The organism is Peribacillus sp. YIM B13477, from assembly GCF_042787955.1.
Classification (GTDB): domain Bacteria; phylum Bacillota; class Bacilli; order Bacillales; family DSM-1321; genus Peribacillus; species Peribacillus frigoritolerans.
Map to the genome: position 1 here is coordinate 476,660 of NZ_JBHZPD010000002.1, position 20,473 is coordinate 497,132.

Annotated in this window: 23 protein-coding genes; 9 read left to right on the forward strand and 14 right to left on the reverse strand. The window is 40.8% G+C overall.

Annotated features, from left to right (window positions below):
• Positions 1 to 74 precede the first annotated feature (74 nt).
• Entirely contained in the window at positions 75 to 2,348 is a 2,274-nt protein-coding gene (locus ACFX4H_RS09015; protein WP_249597043.1) for an ATP-dependent helicase, read from the forward strand.
• A gap of 119 nt (positions 2,349 to 2,467) precedes the next feature.
• On the opposite strand, the gene spoVIF is transcribed toward ACFX4H_RS09015, so the two are convergent.
• The 9 genes from spoVIF to ACFX4H_RS09060 all read right to left on the reverse strand — a co-directional run bounded on the left by spoVIF (position 2,468) and on the right by ACFX4H_RS09060 (position 7,049).
• Positions 2,468 to 2,722 (reverse strand): sporulation-specific transcription regulator SpoVIF, encoded by a 255-nt coding sequence (spoVIF, locus tag ACFX4H_RS09020; RefSeq protein WP_034314458.1) that lies wholly within the window; start codon positions 2,720 to 2,722, stop codon positions 2,468 to 2,470.
• Positions 2,723 to 2,834: 112 nt separating this feature from the next.
• Complete coding sequence (locus ACFX4H_RS09025; RefSeq protein ID WP_377435004.1) at positions 2,835 to 2,987, reverse strand: YjcZ family sporulation protein; 153 nt, start codon at positions 2,985 to 2,987, stop codon at positions 2,835 to 2,837.
• Between the two features lie 102 nt (positions 2,988 to 3,089).
• Entirely contained in the window at positions 3,090 to 3,446 is a 357-nt protein-coding gene (gene spoVAE / locus ACFX4H_RS09030) for a stage V sporulation protein AE (RefSeq protein ID WP_048686576.1), read from the reverse strand.
• Positions 3,447 to 3,462: 16 nt separating this feature from the next.
• A complete protein-coding gene (gene spoVAD / locus ACFX4H_RS09035) occupies positions 3,463 to 4,488 on the reverse strand; it encodes a stage V sporulation protein AD (protein ID WP_241636750.1) in 1,026 nt (341 codons plus the stop codon).
• A 3-nt stretch (positions 4,489 to 4,491) separates the two neighbouring features.
• Positions 4,492 to 4,962: a stage V sporulation protein AC gene (spoVAC, locus tag ACFX4H_RS09040; protein ID WP_048686569.1), complete on the reverse strand. Its 471-nt coding sequence runs from the start codon at positions 4,960 to 4,962 to the stop codon at positions 4,492 to 4,494.
• A gap of 17 nt (positions 4,963 to 4,979) precedes the next feature.
• On the reverse strand, positions 4,980 to 5,477 hold the full coding sequence (locus ACFX4H_RS09045; protein WP_048686567.1) for a YhcN/YlaJ family sporulation lipoprotein: 498 nt from the start codon (positions 5,475 to 5,477) through the stop codon (positions 4,980 to 4,982).
• A gap of 293 nt (positions 5,478 to 5,770) precedes the next feature.
• Complete coding sequence (locus tag ACFX4H_RS09050; RefSeq protein WP_034314467.1) at positions 5,771 to 6,136, reverse strand: DUF1360 domain-containing protein; 366 nt, start codon at positions 6,134 to 6,136, stop codon at positions 5,771 to 5,773.
• Positions 6,137 to 6,150: 14 nt separating this feature from the next.
• Positions 6,151 to 6,723: a spore coat CotO family protein gene (locus ACFX4H_RS09055; RefSeq protein WP_241636751.1), complete on the reverse strand. Its 573-nt coding sequence runs from the start codon at positions 6,721 to 6,723 to the stop codon at positions 6,151 to 6,153.
• An 11-nt stretch (positions 6,724 to 6,734) separates the two neighbouring features.
• Entirely contained in the window at positions 6,735 to 7,049 is a 315-nt protein-coding gene (locus tag ACFX4H_RS09060; protein ID WP_034314470.1) for a hypothetical protein, read from the reverse strand.
• Positions 7,050 to 7,270: 221 nt separating this feature from the next.
• Between ACFX4H_RS09060 and ACFX4H_RS09065 the strand changes: the two genes are divergently transcribed.
• From ACFX4H_RS09065 to ACFX4H_RS09075, 3 genes are read left to right on the forward strand one after another with little or no spacing between them, the layout of a single operon-like run.
• Positions 7,271 to 8,407 carry a GerAB/ArcD/ProY family transporter gene (locus ACFX4H_RS09065; RefSeq protein ID WP_241636752.1) on the forward strand — a complete coding sequence of 379 codons (1,137 nt, stop codon included), beginning with the start codon at positions 7,271 to 7,273 and terminating at the stop codon, positions 8,405 to 8,407.
• Positions 8,364 to 9,887, forward strand: coding sequence for a spore germination protein (locus ACFX4H_RS09070; RefSeq protein ID WP_241636753.1), 1,524 nt, complete (start codon positions 8,364 to 8,366; stop codon positions 9,885 to 9,887). The genes ACFX4H_RS09065 and ACFX4H_RS09070 overlap by 44 nt, the downstream gene beginning before the upstream one ends.
• Positions 9,884 to 11,068, forward strand: coding sequence for a Ger(x)C family spore germination protein (locus ACFX4H_RS09075; RefSeq protein WP_249597040.1), 1,185 nt, complete (start codon positions 9,884 to 9,886; stop codon positions 11,066 to 11,068). The genes ACFX4H_RS09070 and ACFX4H_RS09075 overlap by 4 nt, the downstream gene beginning before the upstream one ends.
• 34 nt (positions 11,069 to 11,102) lie before the next feature.
• Here ACFX4H_RS09075 and fabI read toward each other — a convergent pair whose 3' ends face one another.
• Positions 11,103 to 11,876 (reverse strand): enoyl-ACP reductase FabI, encoded by a 774-nt coding sequence (fabI, locus tag ACFX4H_RS09080; RefSeq protein WP_034314473.1) that lies wholly within the window; start codon positions 11,874 to 11,876, stop codon positions 11,103 to 11,105.
• A 133-nt stretch (positions 11,877 to 12,009) separates the two neighbouring features.
• Positions 12,010 to 13,386 (reverse strand): magnesium transporter, encoded by a 1,377-nt coding sequence (gene mgtE, locus ACFX4H_RS09085; RefSeq protein ID WP_034315491.1) that lies wholly within the window; start codon positions 13,384 to 13,386, stop codon positions 12,010 to 12,012.
• A gap of 120 nt (positions 13,387 to 13,506) precedes the next feature.
• Between mgtE and prpE the strand changes: the two genes are divergently transcribed.
• Complete coding sequence (prpE, locus tag ACFX4H_RS09090) at positions 13,507 to 14,250, forward strand: bis(5'-nucleosyl)-tetraphosphatase PrpE (RefSeq protein WP_034314476.1); 744 nt, start codon at positions 13,507 to 13,509, stop codon at positions 14,248 to 14,250.
• A 92-nt stretch (positions 14,251 to 14,342) separates the two neighbouring features.
• On the opposite strand, the gene ACFX4H_RS09095 is transcribed toward prpE, so the two are convergent.
• From ACFX4H_RS09095 to yjbM, 3 genes are read right to left on the reverse strand one after another with little or no spacing between them, the layout of a single operon-like run.
• On the reverse strand, positions 14,343 to 15,257 hold the full coding sequence (locus tag ACFX4H_RS09095; RefSeq protein ID WP_241636755.1) for an RluA family pseudouridine synthase: 915 nt from the start codon (positions 15,255 to 15,257) through the stop codon (positions 14,343 to 14,345).
• A 17-nt stretch (positions 15,258 to 15,274) separates the two neighbouring features.
• The gene (locus ACFX4H_RS09100) at positions 15,275 to 16,069 is read right to left on the reverse strand and encodes an NAD kinase (RefSeq protein ID WP_034314482.1); all 795 of its coding nucleotides are present in this window, start codon (positions 16,067 to 16,069) and stop codon (positions 15,275 to 15,277) included.
• A gap of 49 nt (positions 16,070 to 16,118) precedes the next feature.
• Positions 16,119 to 16,739 (reverse strand): GTP diphosphokinase, encoded by a 621-nt coding sequence (gene yjbM, locus ACFX4H_RS09105; RefSeq protein WP_034314484.1) that lies wholly within the window; start codon positions 16,737 to 16,739, stop codon positions 16,119 to 16,121.
• Between the two features lie 320 nt (positions 16,740 to 17,059).
• Here yjbM and ACFX4H_RS09110 point away from each other — a divergent pair, with 320 nt between their 5' ends.
• From ACFX4H_RS09110 to ACFX4H_RS09125, 4 genes are all read left to right on the forward strand, one after another.
• Positions 17,060 to 17,638: a CYTH domain-containing protein gene (locus ACFX4H_RS09110; protein ID WP_377435009.1), complete on the forward strand. Its 579-nt coding sequence runs from the start codon at positions 17,060 to 17,062 to the stop codon at positions 17,636 to 17,638.
• A 22-nt stretch (positions 17,639 to 17,660) separates the two neighbouring features.
• A complete protein-coding gene (locus ACFX4H_RS09115; RefSeq protein ID WP_483878266.1) occupies positions 17,661 to 18,326 on the forward strand; it encodes a lytic transglycosylase domain-containing protein in 666 nt (221 codons plus the stop codon).
• A 233-nt stretch (positions 18,327 to 18,559) separates the two neighbouring features.
• Positions 18,560 to 18,964: a globin domain-containing protein gene (locus tag ACFX4H_RS09120; RefSeq protein ID WP_034314489.1), complete on the forward strand. Its 405-nt coding sequence runs from the start codon at positions 18,560 to 18,562 to the stop codon at positions 18,962 to 18,964.
• Complete coding sequence (locus tag ACFX4H_RS09125) at positions 18,961 to 19,854, forward strand: ClpXP adapter SpxH family protein (protein ID WP_082201283.1); 894 nt, start codon at positions 18,961 to 18,963, stop codon at positions 19,852 to 19,854. Before ACFX4H_RS09120 ends, ACFX4H_RS09125 begins: the two co-directional genes overlap by 4 nt.
• Positions 19,855 to 20,473: the final 619 nt, after the last annotated feature.

Genomic DNA, 20,473 nt, shown 5'->3' on the forward strand with positions numbered 1-20,473 from the left:
ACATTCTTTTTTCCTAATCTTCTGGTATGATGAATATTGCCGATATTTTTAATAGATTAGAGGTATCCATTTATATGAATCAAGCAAAATCTGGCAATGAAATCGTACATTTACATACCGTTTCAGCTGGTGAGCTGCAGACACTTTTTGAAAAAGGAAAACGTGATCAGCTTTCTTGTATCATTTGTCATAAACCAGTGAAATTATTTATTGGAATCCATGAGACACCTTATTTTTATCATAGCGACCCATCGCAGGGACCCTGTGAAATGCCAATTTCAGAATCCATAAATGAAGATAAGCCCTTAGAATATATGGAACAGAATGGATTTAGGATTCCTACATCACGAACCATTACTGAAACGAAAACCATTACCGAACCTTTCCTTAAAAGCCGCCCTATAACCGGCAATCCGAAATATTCAGATAAACCATATGACATGGCACAATCAGAGGAACCATACTTTCAAGAATTATCCTCTTCAGGGGTTGTACTCGATGCAGAGCAACTCAAAGCGGTAATGACGATCGATGGACCCATCCTTGTCCTTTCAGGAGCAGGCAGCGGGAAAACCCGCGTATTGACAGTACGTACTGCCTATATGCTCACAGTGAAAAAGATTGATCCAAAAAGTATCATGCTTGTAACATTTACGGCGAAATCCGCAAAGGAAATGCAGCAGCGTCTGCTCGGCTATCCCAATATGACTCCTTCCCTTGTTTCTCAAATCGTTAGCGGGACATTTCATAGCATCTTTTATAAAATCCTGATTTTCCATGAACCAGCCAAATGGCAGCGCGATTTCCTATTGAAGTGGGAGTGGGAAAAAGAAAAGGTATTGAAACAGGCTGGCAGGGAATTGGAACTTGATGATAAGGAATTTGCATATGATCAGGCCCTTCAACAAATTGGACTATGGAAAAACTCATTGGCTTTTCCAGAAGATATACAGCCTAAGGACGATTGGGAGAAATCCTGTTTACATTTATATAAGAAATATGAAGAATATAAACAGCAAACAGGGAAGTATGATTTCGATGATATGCTTGTAGGCTGTTATGTATTTTTAAAAAATAATCCGGAATTTTTAAAGAAATATCAGCAAAGGTTTAACTATTTTTTGGTTGATGAGTTTCAGGATATTAATAAAGTTCAATATGAATTGATAAAACTCCTATCTGCTGAATCAAAAAATGTATGTGCGGTTGGAGATGATGACCAATCCATCTATTCATTCCGTGGAAGCGATCCGAAGTATATATTGAATTTCAATCATGACTTCCCTCGATCCCAAGTGGTGAAGCTGACGGAGAATTACCGCTCTTCCCATGAAATTGTCGCTACAGCGAACCGCTTGATCAAGCGAAACCAGAACCGGATGGAAAAAAAGATGAGGGCGCAGCATGATTCAGGAAATCCACCTGTTTTATTTTATCCTTATGATGAAGAATTGGAAGCGACGATGATCGTATCCGATATCCAAGAGAAAATATCCAAGGGAGCAAACCCTGGGGACTTTGCAGTATTGTATAGGACACACACGATGTCAAGGGCCATTTTTGAACGGCTAGCCGCTTCCAATCTGCCATTCGTCATTGAAAAGGATGCGGATTCGTTTTATCAGCGCAAGGTCATTCGCGGCATGCTTGCCTTTATGCGCTTGAGTTTGTTCCCGCATGACAGCAAGGCAGCATCTGATGTCCTTTCCTCCCTATTCTTAAAGCAAAGTATATTACAAGAGTTAAAAGCAATGACAATATTGCAGGATTGTGATTTCATCGATGCATTTGCTTTTGTTAAGACTGGACATGCTTTTCAAGAACGAAAATTAAAAACGATTCCGGGACAGATTCGGTCTTTAAAAATTATGTCGCCACTCGTAGCGTTAGAGATCATCGAGAAAGATTTAGGATACCAGGAATATGTAAAAAAACGCGGTAATGATGCGAACCTGGAAAAAGGGTCCGATGACATCCGCGACTTAAAGGTGGCGGCAAATCGTTTTCCAACCGTTGCCGCTTTCATTGAACATGTCGATCATATGACTGCGATGGTCCAAGAGATTAAACAGCTATCGAAACACTTTAAGGATGCCATACAACTTACCACCATACATCGTTCCAAAGGGCTTGAATATCAAACCGTATATGTCCTTGCTGCTGTCGATGGCAGCATTCCTCATGATTTCGCACTTGAATCTTACCGAAAAGGGGAACTATCCCCTCTTGAAGAGGAAAGACGATTGCTCTATGTAGCGGCAACCAGGGCTAAAAAGGATCTTTACCTTTCCATTCTGCAAACTAGACGCGGTCGGACTGCCCATCCATCACGTTTCCTGAAGCTTTGACCAAAAGCCCACGCTATAAATCTTGCAAATGGACTTTTTAAAATTAAAAAACTGCAGGCAAACTCGCTTTTTTCAAGTTTGTCTGCAGTCTGAAGGCCTGCATGATAGCAGGCCCTTTTTCATTTTTTATTAATCATATTGGATATCGTCCCGAAATCAAGTTTATTCCCTTCAGCTACGATGGAATGTACGATTTTATCTTCCGTTTCCTTATTGACCGGCTTATTCGCTATTTTTGAAACGCGCTTAATGACGTTTCTAACCGTTGTTTCATCTTTGAAGTTGGCTCCTTGCAGCGAGTTTGCCAATTCTAATACATCTTTCATATTTACGCCGGTTTTACCTTCTATGTTTTTAAAAAAGTTATTATCCATACTTAAGCCCCTCCCTTTTCTGTACCTATCCTATGGCATTATCAGAAAAAAGTGCTAGGCCATACAAAAAAAATAAAAGGAATAGGCTTCTTCTGCCCATTCCTTTTACGCCTTAGCAGAAAGAAGCCCCTACAATGATCAATAGGATAAACAATACAACGATTATCGCGAAAGTGGAACCGCCGCCACTGTATCCTCCGCCATAACCGCCGCCGTATCCATAACTGCTGCCGCCACAACAACCGTAGCCACCAAAACCAAACATACATATCACCTCGCTCTCGCTAAAGCTTACTGATAACATATGTAGGTCTGGACAAATATGTATAGGCCATGTCCTAGTCCAGGCTGCCTATTTCCGCTTGTTTCATCCTTTTGGCCTGAAAACCAAAGCTCCGATGAATCCAAAGACGATTGCTGCGGAGATACCTGAACTTGTAATTTCAAACATGCCTGTCAGTACGCCGACTAGACCATGCTTTTCCGATTCCATCATCGCCCCGTTCACCAGCGAGTTCCCGAACGAAACGATCGGTATGGTTGCTCCGGCACCGGCAAAGTTAACAAGCGGCTCATATAAATCAAATCCGCCAAGAACAGCCCCTATTACAACGAACAAGCTTAACGTATGTGCCGGTGTCAGCTTAGCAACATCGAAAAGAAGCTGGCCGACTACACAGATCAAGCCACCGATGACAAAGGCCCAAAAAAACATTGCTAACATCGAAATCTCTCCTTTTTCATGAATTCATCCCATATTCAATTGCTACAGCATGGGCAATGCACGGAATCGTATCTTTTTGCTGGACGGAAAGCGGTGACAATAATGCTCCTGTTGCGACAAGGAGGATTTTTTTATATTTGCCGGAAATCATTTCATTCAGTATATGACCGTATAATACCACTGCCGAACATCCCGCACCGCTCCCGCCAGCCAAAACAGGCTGGTCCTTTTTGAAAATCATCAACCCGCAATCCTTGAATTTTTCCTGATTGATATCACAGCCCTTTTGCTTTAATAAGTCAAGAGCTGTCTCCCTCCCTATTTGACCTAAATCACCGGTAATGATGAAATCGTAATCATCCGGGGTCAAACCAGTATCTTTGAAATGGGCAAGTATCGTATCGGCGGCCGCCGGGGCCATCGCTCCCCCCATATTGAAAGGATCTTTCAATCCCATGTCAATGACCTTTCCGATAGTGGCGGAGACAATATGTGGAAATTCCCCTTGCATGCTTCCATCAGGAGCAACCAGCGCCACCCCCGCTCCCGTTATCGTCCATTGAGCTGTAGGTGGTTTTTGCCCGCCATATTCAGTTGGATAGCGAAATTGTTTTTCAACAGCTGCATTGTGGCTCGAGGCACCTGTCAACACATAGTTAGCACCGCCATAATTAGTGATGAAGGCAGCTAGAGCAAGCCCTTCCATCGATGTGGAACAGGCTCCAAACAAGCCGAAATATGGAATTCCATTGGTTCTGGCCGCAAAGCTTGTGGGTGTAACCTGATTGATTAAATCACCCGCCAAGAAAAATTGTACCTGCTCCTTGTCAATCTTGCCTTTCTCCAATGCAAGCTCTACCGCTTTCTCCATCAAATGCCGATGAGCCTTCTCATATGAATCCTGCTCCATCCACAAATCGTCGTATAAAATATCGAAATCACCAGCGATTTCTCCATTAGCTTCAAATGGCCCGCCTGTTACCCCTGTTTCCAAGATGACCGGTTTATTGGTGAACATCCATGTTTGTTTTCCCTTTAACACCGCTTAGCCCCCAATCATTAGGTAAATCGTTTTTATCAACGCCACGACAAAGGCTGAAAATACTCCAAATAAAATGACCGATCCGGCCAATTTAAACATATTGGATCCAACTCCAAGTACAAAACCTTCCGTCCGATGTTCGATTGCTGCCGAAATGACTGCGTTACCGAACCCAGTGACAGGGACGGCACTCCCTGCCCCCCCAAACTGGCCAATGCGGTCGTAAAACCCGAAACCGGTCATCAAAAGGGCCAGAAACACCATGGTGGCCGTTGTCGGACCTCCTGCTGTCTGCTCCGTAAAGTTAAAAAAATAAATATAGAAGTAGGAAATGGCTTGTCCCACTATGCAGAAAATGCCACCTACTAAAAAGGCCTTCAAACAATTCTTCACTATCGGTCTTTTAATTTCATGCTTCCCTTGGAGCTGCTGATACGCATCCTGTATTGGGGTAGTTTTATCCTTGCCGCTCATATTGCTGAACCTCTCTTCTAAATTAATTCTTTTTGAAGTTCTTCAATTTCCTTGAACTTCTTTCTTGCCTTTTTCTCGGGTACATCTTTTTTCTTAAGTAACTCGTTCAACCTTACCGATTCCAAAAAGATTTTATAATCGCTAGATACGATGAAATCATTTTTGGGAAACTTCTCTTCCAGATTTTCAGTCACAGTCTTTTCAATTTTCTTCATATGAAAACGTTGTAAGTGCTTAACTTTATAAGCGACGATAATCTTTTTGTCGTTTTTCACGACGATCACGTCATAGATGGTGTCTTCATTAGCAACTGTTTCCTTGACCTTTGAGATCAGTCCCTTTTCATCCTTTTCATCCATTCCATTAATGATATCCATCGGTTCAGGATTCGTACGTTTAATCATCGCGAAATTCTCCGTTTTTCCATCATTCTGATTGCTGCACGCCGTAAGCACACATAAAACAACTATAAAAATCAGCCAGCTTCCCTTAAAATATCTTCCTTGTCTGAACATAGAATCACATCCTAATTTATCGTTCTATTGTTATTTTCTTGTTTAACGGTTTTTTTATGAATGGTAGGATTAGGAAATAAAAAAACCCTTCCAAAATGGAAAGGTTTTTTCACTCAATAGCCTTTATTTTTATTGTTATTATTACAGCCACAATCTTTCTTGATTTTGATCGGCTGATCTTTTTTTATCGGTTTTGCATATGCCCATGGATTATTCTGTTTCTGATTCAATTCCTGACTCCTCCTTTAAGATCTATATCATACTATATGAATGATTAGACAAGTTGTTTCCAATCAAATGTCCATAATTTTGCTGATTATGACCTCAATTATCGCTCCTACTGCTGCAACGGCAAGGATTAATATCAGTACGTCGCCTATAAACCAATGTTGGATATAAAGGAAAACCAGAAAAAGGCTGACCCAGACACCCACGCACCAGAAACAACTTAGCAATTGACCAATCCACCCCAGCAGACCCTTTTCTTTAGGCATTAAAAATATTTCCACAATTCCTTCTTCGTTTTTTTCCTCTATCTCTTTAAAAAAGGGGCTGCGCAGCGGCTCCATGATTTTATCGAAAACGATCAAGCGTGTCAGCCTGAAGGAAGCCAAGCCTAATATGATAAATAAGGTAAATTCACTTTGTGGGGGAAACATTTAATATTGCTCCTTCACTTGGATTCTTCAATTATTTTGGCATCGATGATATCCGGCAGACCCACGAAACGGATATGGTTCCCTCTTTTAATTTTCACTGATTCCCCTCTCATGCCCAACACATGAAACCGAAGCTTTTCTCCGTTAATTACAGCCTCACATAATGGTTTTGGAAAACCTTGATGATTGGATAGGCGGGAAATGATGTCACGGGAAGATTCTTTCTTCTCCACCTTTTTCCTTTTTCTCTTAACTGGCTTTTTATTTTCCTGTTCTATTTGTTCAGGATGTTCCATTTTTTCAACCGGAGCTTGCTCAGGGACATATTCTTCCGTGATTTTCCTTAATCCCGTAATCTCTTTTTCAATTTCCATCATGGCATCATAAACACCAAATTCGCGTTTGACCTGTTCGATTTTTTCTTCTTTATGCTCGGCTTCTTCCTGAAGTTCCGGCTCAGCGCTGTCTTGAGGTTTAGCCTTTTTCGTTCGAAAATCACTTTGCATATTTCCACGCAGATCTGATATTTTTGCTTGATCGACATATATAAGTGGTTTGGATTCCTTATCGCCATTTTTTCCTGACATGAAAACCCTCCTTAATATTTCAGAATATCCACGGACTGCAGCTGTTCCATTTGGTATTGGACAACTTTTTTCCCGAATTTATGCCTTATGAACAAACTGGATTCTTTTTTTTGTTCCAATTTCCCGAATAGTGTACGGTCATTGATGATGAACTTACAAACAGGCTTAGGTGCAAAGGCTGGAAGTCGGGACAATAGCTCCACCAATTCCTCGGCGGTATATGAAGTGCTGATATTTTTTCCATGTAAATTGATATGTCTCTTCAGCGTATTTTGTATGGTTTGTTTTCCATCAGCACAAGGCACACCAACTTTTTCCACGTCCATGATACCCCTCCTTCTTTTTCTCGAATAGGGTTGAAAGCCGCTTTATGCCGATTCTCGCAAACAATGAATATCCGCTCTATGTATCATTTATATGAAACTCACCCTTCTTTATGCTGGAGATGTGACACTCCTTCAAAAAAGGACATCAACCAAGCTTGGATATGTTGGGCATTTATGGAGAAAACTAATAAATAATGGCTGTTAAAGGAGGAGCTCCGAAGATGAAAAAAAGCGGAAAAATTTCAACTGTACAACTATCTTTAATCGTGATCACGGCTGTCGGTTTAAAAAATCATGTCACGATTCTTCCTCATTTACTGCCAAATGCAAAACGGGATGGATGGATTTCCGTACTGCTTGCTCTAGGATTGATATTGATTTGGTGTTTACTTTTGTTTTACATACACAAATCCACCGGACAGAGCAACATATTTGTATGGGTGGAAACGAATATCGGAATGGCATCAGGCAAAATTTTATCCATTGCCACGAGTATCTTTTTCGCTTCATTAGCTGCAGTGTCGTTGAAAGAGATGATTGTGTGGACAAAAGTTTCCTATTTGCCCATAACGCCACCAATTCTCGAAATAATCCTTTTTACGGGATTATGTTTTTTTCTTGCTTCCACTAACATTCAAACGATTGTTATCACGAACACATTCGTACTGACTGCGGTAATCGTTTTTGGAATATTTGTGGCGATCGCAAATATTCAATTTAAGGATTTTTCACTATTAAAGCCCATTATGGAAAATGGTTGGTCTCCAGTTGTTTCTGGAATGATTTATCCTTTGTCCGGGCTCATTGAGTTGATTGTCATACTATTCATGCAGCAGAAAGTACATGGCCAATTAAAATTCAAGGTATTTACATTAAATGCCATTATCCTCACCTGGCTAATCCTTGGACCCCTAATTGGTTCCATTACGGAGTTCGGTCCGCTGGAGGCTTCCAGACAAAAGTATCCGGCTTTTGAACAATGGGGACTGGTGACTTTAGGCAGATTCATTGAGCATCTTGATTTCCTCTCGATTTACCAATGGTTAACCGGAGCCTTCATAAGAGTATCGTTTTTCTTATTCTTATCACTGGAAGTGCTATCCATAAAAAAAAAGCGAAGCAAAACGATTTTGCTACTTGCCTATTCAATTTTACTTATCGTCGCCAACGCATACAGCTTCAGTGATGTAATTTTATATCACATTATCGGAGCATTTGTCATGCCGATTACATTCTGGTTCTTTTTAGCGGTTTCCATCCTTTTAAGTATTTTTGTTTTCTCCAGCAATCGTAGAAAAAGGAGGCCCACATCCGATGTTCAAGAAAACCAAAAAGCAACTGTCCAAGCCGAAAAGTAAAAAGGATTACATAGAAAAGCTTGAAATAAAAGAAGAATCCGATTTAAGAAAAATATTCCAAAATTCAGGAGATGTTTTTTTCCAAAGCAGTCTATATCGCAATGAGTTTCCCCTTAAAGTCACATTAGTAGGATGTGAAGGACTTATCGATACAGAACTGTTAAATAATCTTGTTTTTGAAAGATTAACATTATTTTTTCAAAAGTACCCAAAGGGGAAGTTGACGATTGAGGAGTTAAAGGACTCCCTTTACCTTCCTCAACTCGCCGAAGTTAACACAAAAGAAGAGTTATTTGCAGACATCTACTCTGGGAAGTTAATCCTTCTCATTGAGGGATTCGAATATTTATTATCCGCTAATATTTCTAAGCGTCCCCAACGCAACCCTGAGGAAACATCTGCCGAAGTCACGATTAAAGGCCCTAGAGATAATTTCATAGAAGATTTATCCATTAACGTCGCTTTAATCCGTAAGCGAATGCGAACAAACTCCTTGAGTGTTAAATATTTCGAGGTGGGCAAGCGAACTTTGACTAAAGTCGCAGTTTTATATATGGAGGACATTTCCAATCCCGATATGGTTCAGGAAATATCTCGAAAAATAGAAGCGATCGATGTGGATGGGATATATGGCGGTAATCAATTTATGGAATTGATTGAAGAAAAGCCTTCGATACTTTTCCCTAGGCATGACTATTCGGGAAAGCCGGATTTTGCCGTACAATGCCTGTTAAAAGGAAGGCTCCTAATTTTAATTGATGGTGTTGCCTACACCATGATTACACCAATCAACCTCTTCATTGTCTTAAAAACATCCGAAGATAATGAATATCCGTCCATTTATGCTTCATTTGAAAGGGCCCTTCGATTATTCGGTATTTTTATTGCGGCTTTATTACCTGGTTTTTGGGTCGCATTAACAACCTTTCATCAAGACCAGCTACCGCTGATATTGCTGGCAACGGTAGTGGAGTCCAGAAGGGGCCTGCCACTTCCAACCGCACTGGAGGCAATTACCATGGTGATCGTCTTTGAAATCTTCAAAGAAGCAGGGATGCGTCTCCCCACTTCGATTGGATCTACTTTAAGTGTATTGGGAGCCTTGATCATAGGGGATGCCGCCATCCGTTCCGGTTTAACCAGTCCGGCCATGCTTGTTGTCATTGCCGGCTCGGCTGTTGCCACTTTCACTCTCGTCAATCAATCGATCATTGGCGTCATCAGCTTAATAAGACTCGTGGCTATTATATCCGCTTCATTTTTGGGACTTTTCGCATTTATGCTACTAGCTCTATTTTTATGTGCATATGTAAGTAATATCCGGATATTAGGAGTTCCTTATATGGAAGTTTCCGCTAATTTGAGTATGTCCAACATAGTCAAAACACTTTTTCGCATTCCTCCCTCATTTGATAAAAGACGACCATCCATCTTTTCTTCAAAAGATCCTACCAAGAAAGGTGAGGAAGGACATAAATGAAAATGAAATGCACTTTCATTCTTTTATTAAGTGTTTTCGTTCTAGCTGGCTGTTGGGATTCCAATGAACCTGAACGACTCGTATATGCTAATGGTTTAGGTATCGATTATAAAAACGGAAAGGTCCTCGTTCACCTTCAAATAATTAATATGAAAGGGTTAGCCAAATCGGAATCCGGCGGTGACCCTAGTTCACTTAACGCAGCTGATGTTGGAACAGCTACTGGAAACACGTTGGAGGAAGCATTATTCAATTTATATCATACGGCCGATCGGCGTATTTATTGGGGACACCTTTCATTTGTGATTTTTTCTGAAAAAGCGCTTAATGCGGGCGGGCTCAAATATGCGGTTGATTTTTTGGACCGTTACCGTGAAACACGTTATCGGATATTCTTTTTCATGACTAAAGATTCAATAAAAGATGCCATGCTCATTTCTCCCATTGAAAATATCTCCATGGCATTTTCAAAGTTGAGTGATCCGGATGATAACTATCATCAAAGTTCTTTCATCCCGCCCATTAATCTAAGAGAAATTATCATTCAACTGGATGAACCTGCTTATCAAGTATCCATACCAGAATTAAAAATAACAGAGCAATGGACCGGTCAGGATAAAAAGAAGAAGTCATTATTGATGGAAAGTGTAACTATCATTTCCAATAATAAAATAAAAGAATTTCTGCCGAATAATGCCATGAATGGAGGGCGTTTAGTCAATAAAGATTTCGTTCGTGATAGCATTACCCTTTTCCCCGGAACAAAAAAGGATACATCTGTCGTCCTTTACGATAAAAAGACAAAAATCACTCCTATCATCGAGAAAAACGGCAAAGTCCGATTTGATGTGGACCTGAAAATAAGGGCAAGTGTGGAATTGATGAAAATTGATATAACGCGTAAACAATATGAATCAGAAATAAAACGCTCAATCAAGAAAGAGATAAAAAAGACATATCAATATACGCAAAAAAGAGATATCGATCTCTTCAAACTCTCTAAAATACTTTATCGGAATGAAAATGATACTTGGAAAAGAATTGAGAACGAAGGAATGATCCCCTTGGAAGATGATACACTCAGATCAATTCGGGTTGAGGTAGAACTTCAAGATACCGGTAAACAAAAATTATCTCCTATCTTTGAAGGGCATAAAGACAAAGGAGTGGAAAATCAATAAAAAAGGGGACCGATATCGGTCCCTTCTTTTACTGTCATCCGATTATATGGTAACCAGAATCCACATGGATATTTTCCCCGGTAATCCCGCGGGACATGTCACTTAATAAAAATACGGCCGTATCCCCTACTTCTTCTGGTGTTGTTGTACGACGAAGCGGTGCTTCTTCTTCAATCTTCTTTAAAATGGTATTGAAGTCGCGAACACCTTTTGCGGATAAGGTACGGATAGGTCCCGCTGAAATAGCATTCACTCGAATGTTATCTTTGCCAAGATCACTTGACAGGTAACGGACATTGGCTTCAAGTGAAGCCTTAGCCACTCCCATTACATTATAATTAGGCATGACCCGTTCACCGCCAAGATACGTCATTGTGACGATGCTGCCGCCTTCCGGCATGATTTCTTTCGCCGCTTTAGCTACAGCCGTTAAAGAAAATGAACTGATATTATGGGCAAGCAAGAACCCTTCACGGCTCGTATTGACGAACTCACCATCCAGTTCTTCCTTGTTAGCGAATGCGACACTGTGTACCACGCCATGAATGATACCTGTTTCTTCCTTAATCGTCGCAAAACATTTTTCAATGCTTTCATCCTTCGTTACATCACATTGTAAAATGATGGAGGGCTCCCCTTCCAATGTAGAAGATAGTTCCCTAACGCTTTTTTCCGTACGGTCTTTTCCGTAAGTGAAAATCATCTTTGCACCTGCTTTATGTAAGGAACGGGCAACTCCCCAAGCAATACTTCTTTTATTCGCAACACCCATTATGACAAACGTTTTTCCCTCTAATGAAAAAGTCATCGTATGTGACCTCCTATTTTTAATACAAGTTATTAGTACCTGCTACTAATGACAGTATATCAAATTTCCTTTGATAAAAACACCGTTTTCTAAAGTCCTCTGGAAATGACCCTCCAGGAGGACCTTCTTTGACTTATAGTAAATAGCCCATTAATAATGTTGCTAATCCGAAATAAATAAGAATACTGATAAGGTCATTTATAGTTGTAATGAAGGGACCTGAAGCTACTGCTGGATCGATTTTCATTTTATGCATGAGAAGCGGGACGATTGAACCGGCAAGTGTGGCAACGATCAGGGTTATGAAAATCGAAATACCGACCAATAACCCCAGCATTAAATCTTTTTGCCAAAAATAGACGATGAAAATGATGGCAATTCCGCATGTCAGACCAATAATAAGGCCAGTTCCAGCCTCTCGAAGGACTAGTTTCCACTTGCTTTCCTGTTCTAATTCACCTGTTGCGATTCCTCTGACCGCCACGGCCAATGCTTGTGTTCCTGTATTTCCAGCCATGCCGCCAATCAATGGAATAAATACAGCCAGAATCGCTTTTTGGCTTAGTGTCTCTTCAAATCGCCCGATCAAACTCGCAGTCAGCAAGCCTAAGAACAAGAGGATGACCAACCATGGCAGCCGTTTTTTTGCAGCTGAAAATGGACTCTTATCAACATGATCCAGATCAGATATACCGGCGAGTTTAGAATAATCATCGGATGCCTCTTCATCCATGACATCAATGATATCATCAACCGTAATAATCCCTAACAAATGGTTCTGGAAATCGACGACCGGCACGGCAAGGAAGTTATAGTCCCTTATTTTTCGTGCCACCTCTTCCTGGTCTTCAGATACAGGTACGGAAACTACCCTGTCATCCATTAAATCACCAATTAAAGCATCTTCATCTGCAATGATCAAAGTCCTGAGCGATAAAACACCAAGCAGCTTCTTTTCCTGATCGGTAACGAACACATAATATATCGTTTCCGCATCCGGAGCTTCTCTTTTTAAGATCTGCATGGCTGATCGAGCCGTTTCATTTGCTTCAATGGCAATGAACTCTGTCGTCATGATACTTCCTGCCGTAGATTCCTCGTAATTCAGAAGTTCCTGGATTTCGCTTGCCGCTTCATCATCCATGATGGTCAAATAGCTGACGGCCTGCTCATCATTGATTTCATTCAGGACGTCAGCAGCATCATCCGCATACATATGGGAAAGCATATCGGCTGCGTAAGAAGGATTCATTTCAGCCAACAGGCTTTCATAATCCTCTTCATCTATTTCTATATTCTCAAAAAGGTCCGCCATTTCTTCCGGTGACAAATATGTGTAAATGACGGATCTGAATTCATCTGACAAGCTTGTATAAAATTGAGCCTGATCATAAGGATGCATTTCGAGGAACTCCGTACGGAACTGATCTAGATTTTCCGTTTTAAGCGCTTCAAGCAAAAACTCGTTATTCACTTGACTACTCTCCCGCTCCCTCTCCCGGTCCTTCATCTCCTCCATAACCATACACCTCCTAAAACAAATTTTTCATTTCTTCGTTTATATTTTATTTTTTAAATAATACTATACTAATACCATAAACATATACAAAACAAACAAAGGATGTGTCAAATGAACATCGATATCATAGGTGACATTCATGGATGTTTCGCTGAATTCAGGCAGCTGACCGAAAAAATGGGCTATACATGGGAGACTGGGGTTCCTGTACATCCCTCTGGAAGGATTCTCGGCTTTGTAGGGGATTTAACCGATCGCGGCCCCAATTCCCTTCAAGTAATCGAGGTTGTCCATGAATTAGTCATTAACCAAAATATAGCAAGGTATGCCCCAGGTAACCACTGCAATAAATTGTATCGTTATTTTTCAGGCAATAAAGTACAAATTTCACACGGTTTAGAAACTACTGTAGCTGAATATGAATCACTGAACAGTCGGGAGCAGAAGAAAATCCGAAAAAAATTCATGGATCTATATGAACGCTCCCCACTTTATCAAATCATGGATGAAGGGCGATTGATCATTGCCCATGCAGGAATTCGCAGTGACTATATTGGTCAATATAGCAGTAAAGTAAAAACATTTGTCCTCTATGGTGATATAAATGGCTCCAAACATCCGGATGGGTCTCCGGTCAGGAAAGACTGGGCCAAATCATACAAAGGGGAATCTTGGATCGTATATGGCCACACACCTGTCCCTGAAGCTAGACAAGTCAATCATACATACAATATTGATACAGGCTGCGTCTTCGGTGGAAAACTGACGGCTGTCCGTTATCCCGAAATGGATCTTCAAGAAGTGCCTTCAACCATGCCATATATAGCGGAAAAATTCAGGAAATCTTTTGATTAACCAAAAAAACTCGCCATCTTGGTGAGTTTTTTTGAGTCCATGATTTTTTTCAAAATCCTGAATCGTTCGTTTTAATGTGCCCCGTTATAAAATCAGGAATCCCATCCTTTACTTCCATCGAGCAAACGGGACATATCTTCTGGCAACTCTTCTTGAAACAACATCATCTTCTTTGTGAAAGGATGTAAAAATTTCAGCTCAAAACAATGCAGGGCTTGGCGAGGTATCCCTCTCCTGTTCCCTCCATATAAATCATCACCAGCCAGCGGGTGACCAATATGAGCCATATGGACCCTGATTTGATGCGTACGCCCTGTTTGGAGTTCCAAATCAAGGAATGTATGGGACTCTGTGTGTGCCAATACCTTAAATAGGGTACAGGCATGCCGGCCATCCTCCCTAACTTCCCGTTCGATGATGCTGGTCGATTTTCGTCCGATTGGCGCCACTATCTCTCCTACAGGTCCTTCAACGATCCCCTCAGCTATGGCTTGGTATCTCCGTTTAACCTGTCCTGATTTTTGCTGTTCACTTAATAGGTGATGGATATGCCGGTGCTTGGCAATTAAAACCAGACCTGATGTGTCCCGGTCAAGACGTGTAACTATATGGATCGTCGCCTGTACTCCCGTCTTCCTATAATAACCCGCCAAGCCATTCGCCAGACTGCCGTTGGGATGCTCGCGGGAAGGAATGGTATTCATGAAAGGGGGCTTGGCCACCACCAATACAAACTCATCTTCATACCTGACATCCAAGGGGATCGGTTCCGGTAAAAGGCCTTCGCTTGCCTGCTCCGGCGGGAATATGACGGTGACGGTGTCACCTGTTTCAATCCGTTCCCTTACGGTTACTTCTTCGCCGTTCAACCGGATATATCCACCTTTAAACTTAATATCCGTTAATGCTCGTTTTGAAATATCGCATTTGCTGAGAAACTCTCGCAATAAAGAGCCAGAATCCTCTTCAGAAACCGACCAGGTCAAAGAAAAGTTTTGATTTGACATGAGGTGAGTCTATCTCCTTAATTAGCAATAAATGAATCATGCACTCTTTTCCAGAAAGGAAAAGGGCGGAATCTGGCAAATCGGATCTTTTCATCTGCCACCCGGCACTGTATCGACTTTACATTTTCCTGAAGCAGGGACAAATGGTCGACCGTAATTTGAAAATTGACCGCATTCACCGGCCTGAACATACATGTATGATGTGCCGGCAGCAGAAGTGGAGATCCTACCGTTCTAAACACCCGGTTATTAATGGATGCCAATTCGGTAATCTGGATGGCATCGATTGATGGATGGACGATGGCCCCGCCAAGCGCCTTATTATACGCCGTGCTTCCAGATGGCGTCGCAATGCATAAACCATCTCCACGGAACGTCTCGAAATGCTGGCCGCGTATTTCAACGTCCATTACGAGCGTCCCTTCAACACTTTTGACTGTCGATTCATTCAAAGCCAAAAATCTGTTTTCCCGTCCTCCATGCTGATAACGGACAATCGTTTCGAGCAGTGGATATTCCACTATTTGAAATGGGGTTTTCGCTAAAGCTATCACCAATTTTTCAATTTCATCAGGGGTCCAATCTGCATAAAACCCAAGATGTCCTGTATGTACTCCAACAAAGGCGGTTTTATCCAATCGATTCTTATAACGGTGAAAAGCATATAATAAAGTGCCATCACCACCGACAGAAATGACAATATCCGGCTGATCTTCGTCATATTCCAAATGAAAGTCCTGAAGATACGTTCGCATCCTTTGCATTAAAGTATTCGATTTCGCATCTCCTTTTGACGTAATCGCAAATTTCATGTAATCCCACCTTCAATATAGATTTCTTCTCGTTTACCCATTTATTTGTTCAAGAATCTTTCTTCCGGGAAAAAAGACGCTGTGCTTCCTGGATTTCCGTACGGATTTGCGACATCTCTGCATCAAGCAGGAAGGCCGCTTCAGCTGCACGTTTGAGTCGCAGTTGAATATCTTCCGGGAAAATGCCTTTATATTTATAATTTAAAGAATGTTCAATCGTCGCCCAAAAATTCATCGCAAGAGTCCTGATTTGAATTTCGGCAAGGATATTCTTTTCACCATGGATCGTCTGGACCGGATAGCGGATTACAACATGATAAGAACGATAGCCGCTAGCTTTTTTATGGGAAATATAATTCCTCTCCTCGACTATCTCGAAGTCATTTCGACCTCGTAAAAGTTCAACCACCTGTTCGATATCATCCACGAACTGGCACATCATGCGAAGCCCTGCAATATCCTGGATCTCAGTTCCCAATTTATCAATGGGAATGTCCTTTAGGCTCGCCTTATCCAATATGCTGACAATCGGCTTTACCCTGCCTGTTACAAATTCGATCGGTGAGTGAATATTCTCTCTCTCAAACTGTTTCCGTAAACCCTTTAGCTTAACCTTCAATTCTTCGACAGCCTGAGTATAAGGCGCCAAGAAATCGTCCCAACTCTCCATTGCCACACCACCTATATCTATCTAAAAAGCGCCTGTTCAACTCTGGTATGGGCAGAACGCTCTCCTAAACCCAGCAGCCAAATGACTTTATGCCAATTCACCACTGGATCCTATTAAATCTTTCTCTAGCAAAGAATATGTATTAAATTTCTATATATACGATTGACCAATTCTCGTGCTCAACGTTTATATTTTATCATATCCTGCAATTGATTCCTAAAAATTCAAGTACAATAGCAAAAAATTATTGAATTCAATTTGACAGCTGGAATGGTTCTTATATGATTAACCTAAGAATCAGCGAAAAAAGGATGGGACACATGAACCAGCATATTGAAATTGAATTTAAAAACCTCTTAAGCGAAAAAGAATTTCGTCAACTGATCGAATACTTTCATGTCGGGGCATCGAACTTTAAAACACAGAAAAACCATTACTTCGATACACTTGTATTCTCTTTGAAACAGCAAGACTCTGCACTTAGGATCAGGGAGAAAAATGGGCGATACGAGCTGACTTTAAAACAGCCCGCTAAAGAAGGATTATTGGAAACGAATCAAGATATTCCTGAAGAAATCGCATATGGCTTCCTGAAACATAACATATTCCCTGATGGCGAGATCCGACATCTTATCCTCGGGTGCGGAATTGATCCAAAAGACTTTACCTGCTTTGGGACACTACAGACAGACCGTTTTGAATTTCCTTACAAAGAGGGTCTGCTCGTTTTAGACCATAGTTCGTATTTGAATCAGGAAGACTTTGAGCTTGAATATGAAGTGTCGGATGCAAAAGCCGGGAAAAAAAACTTCCTGACCCTCCTTGAAACCCTTAAAATTCCGGTAAGGGAAACCGAAAATAAGGTTAAGAGGTTTTATCGTGCCAAATTCCAAAAATAATCCTGTTTGAACCCATTCGGAGGTGGAGAGTTTGAAAATCCAAGATTTCAAAACGTTTATGGAATTGCAGGCAATCCAGCAATTCACGAACGGCAACATCAAAAATACAAATTCATCTCGATCCGTTTTCCAGGACATGCTCTCGGCATTGGTTTCAGATGATGCTCTAGAAGGCGCTTCGCAGACATTGGGTTCCTTATTATCCAATGTGGAAACGGAAGCGAAGAAGTCCTTTCTTCAACCCATCGGCCTGACATCGAACATCAACCCGATTTCCGCTGCCCATGCTAACAATCAGAGCAGCGGAAACGCAACAAACTATGATCATATCATCAGCCAGGCGGCAAGTTTATATAATCTCCCGGAAAAACTGATTAAGTCTGTCATTAAACAAGAATCGAACTTCAACCCTGAAGCCACCAGTTATGCGGGTGCAACCGGCCTTATGCAGTTAATGCCAGCAACTGCAAAAAGCCTTGGGGTGGATGATGCAACCGATCCAGAACAAAACATCATGGGCGGGAGTAAATATTTAAGTCAAATGATGGCTCGTTATGACGGGGACATTCAGGTTGCCCTTGCTGCATATAATGCTGGGCCAGGAAATGTCGATAAATATAACGGCATCCCTCCTTTTAAAGAAACTCAGAACTATGTCCAAAAAGTTTATGGCACATTTTCAAGCTAAAGCAAGCTGACCCAGTTTATTTATGATGGGTCAGTTTTTTCATGTCTATATTTGCTTCTTCCACGCACCTTGAACAAATGGTAAAGCTCCTCAAATGCTGTCATCTTCGATCATTTCCCTGTGTCATACTACAGATGTAAAATTTTCTTTAAGCTATATATTTGTTATATCAGTACGTCATTGATAAAATATGATTAAATATCAACCATCTTTCTTTAAAAGGAGTAATCAACATGATGCAAGGGAACCCTACACCATATGAATTAATTGGAGAAGGGCAATTACACAAATTAATTGATGTGTTTTACTCCAACGTTAGTCAACACCCGGACCTGCAGCCAATATTCCCTGACGATTTAACTGAAACGGTCCGTAAGCAAAAACAATTTATGACTCAATATTTAGGCGGTCCCTCTTTATATACCGAAGAGCATGGCCATCCTATGTTGCGGGCTCGACATATACCTTTTGAAATTACACCAGAACGTGCGAAAGCATGGCTCTCATGCATGTATCATGCCATGGACGAAGTTGGCCTTGAAGGTGAGATTAGGGAGTTTTTCTATCACCGCCTCTATTTGACGGCACAGCATATGATCAATACATCCGGAACTGACGGGAAAGGAGAAGACAGTTGAGCGCACAAAAACCAGTTTTCAATATTTCCGATTGGATCAAGACGCAGCATTGCTATGAAATAGGAAAAAAGCCAATTGAAATTTATGTTTTTGTTGATCCGCTTTGTCCCGAATGCTGGGGCTTAGAACCAATTATTAGGAAATTACAGATAGAATATGGCCAACTGTTCAGTTTACGCCATGTTTTAAGCGGTAAAATCGATTCTCTTAATATGGGGAAAAATAAAAATTATGAAAACCTTGCTCAAGTTTGGGAAAAGACAGCCAGCCGCTCGGGAATGTCCTGCGACGGGAGCCTTTGGTCTGAAAACCCAATCTCTTCTCCATATACAGCTTCCATCGCAATAAAGGCAGCGGAATTGCAGGGCCGTAAATTGGCCATTCGTTTTTTAAGGCAGCTTCAAGAATATGTATTCATAGGTAAAAAGGATATATCCAATATCGAGGTCTTGACCGAATGTGCCAAAATGGTCGGTTTGGATGTGGAGGAATTCCTTTATGACATCAATTCTTCCAGTGCAGCAAAAGGCTTTCAATGTGACATGAAAATCACAAGTGAAATGGAAGTGACTGAAATACCTTCCCTTGTCTTTTTCAATCAAAATATTGAAGAAGAGGGAATAAAGGTTTCAGGTGTCTATTCTTACGAGGTATATGTTCAAATTTTAGAAGATATGCTGAATGGTCTTCCAGCCCCCGCACCCCCTCCCTCTCTCGAAGAATTTCTAAGCTGTTTCAAACTAGTGGCCACAAAGGAGATTGAAACGGTTTATAATATGAGTAAGAATACCGTCGAGTTGGAAATGAAAAAGCTTGTTTTAAAACAGTTGGCAGAGAAAATTCCTGCTAAATACGGAACGTTTTGGAGATACACAAAGAAACAGTCATGAATTTGACTGCTTCTTTGTTATATATTAAAAAGGAAAAACCATGCAAATCAAAACATTGCATGGTTTTTTTATTATAAGAAATAAGGGGATGGGAGAAATTTTTCACGATCAAACAAAGGGGTATAAGTTTGTTTGTGATTCACTTCACAATATATAATATATCAGATAACCCATTTATGTTTCAACCATATGTGTAACTTTTCACAAATTGTTCACAATATATATTTTTCGTCTTTTATTATCCTTTCTAGTATATATAGCTAAATAAGAGACGGTTTTAATTTTTAGGCCATACGTGTTTTGATAGCTGATATAGTATGGGATTGAATCTATTTGTGAAATGTTTCACAATAATAACTAAACATTTCTTTTTATTCATTCAGCTTACGTTCAACTTTTATTACTACCGGTACCATTATATTTCATGCACATGAAAAACCCCGGCAAATCACGAAATTTGCTGGGGTTTTCACCTATTTATACGATTAAGGGGATAGGAGAAATTTTCACGACGAACAAACAAAGGGGTATATGTTTGGGATGTGATAACTTCTATATCTGTACTATAGCAGATTACACACCTTATTTGCAAGAACTTTGTGCGCGACTTCACATTATT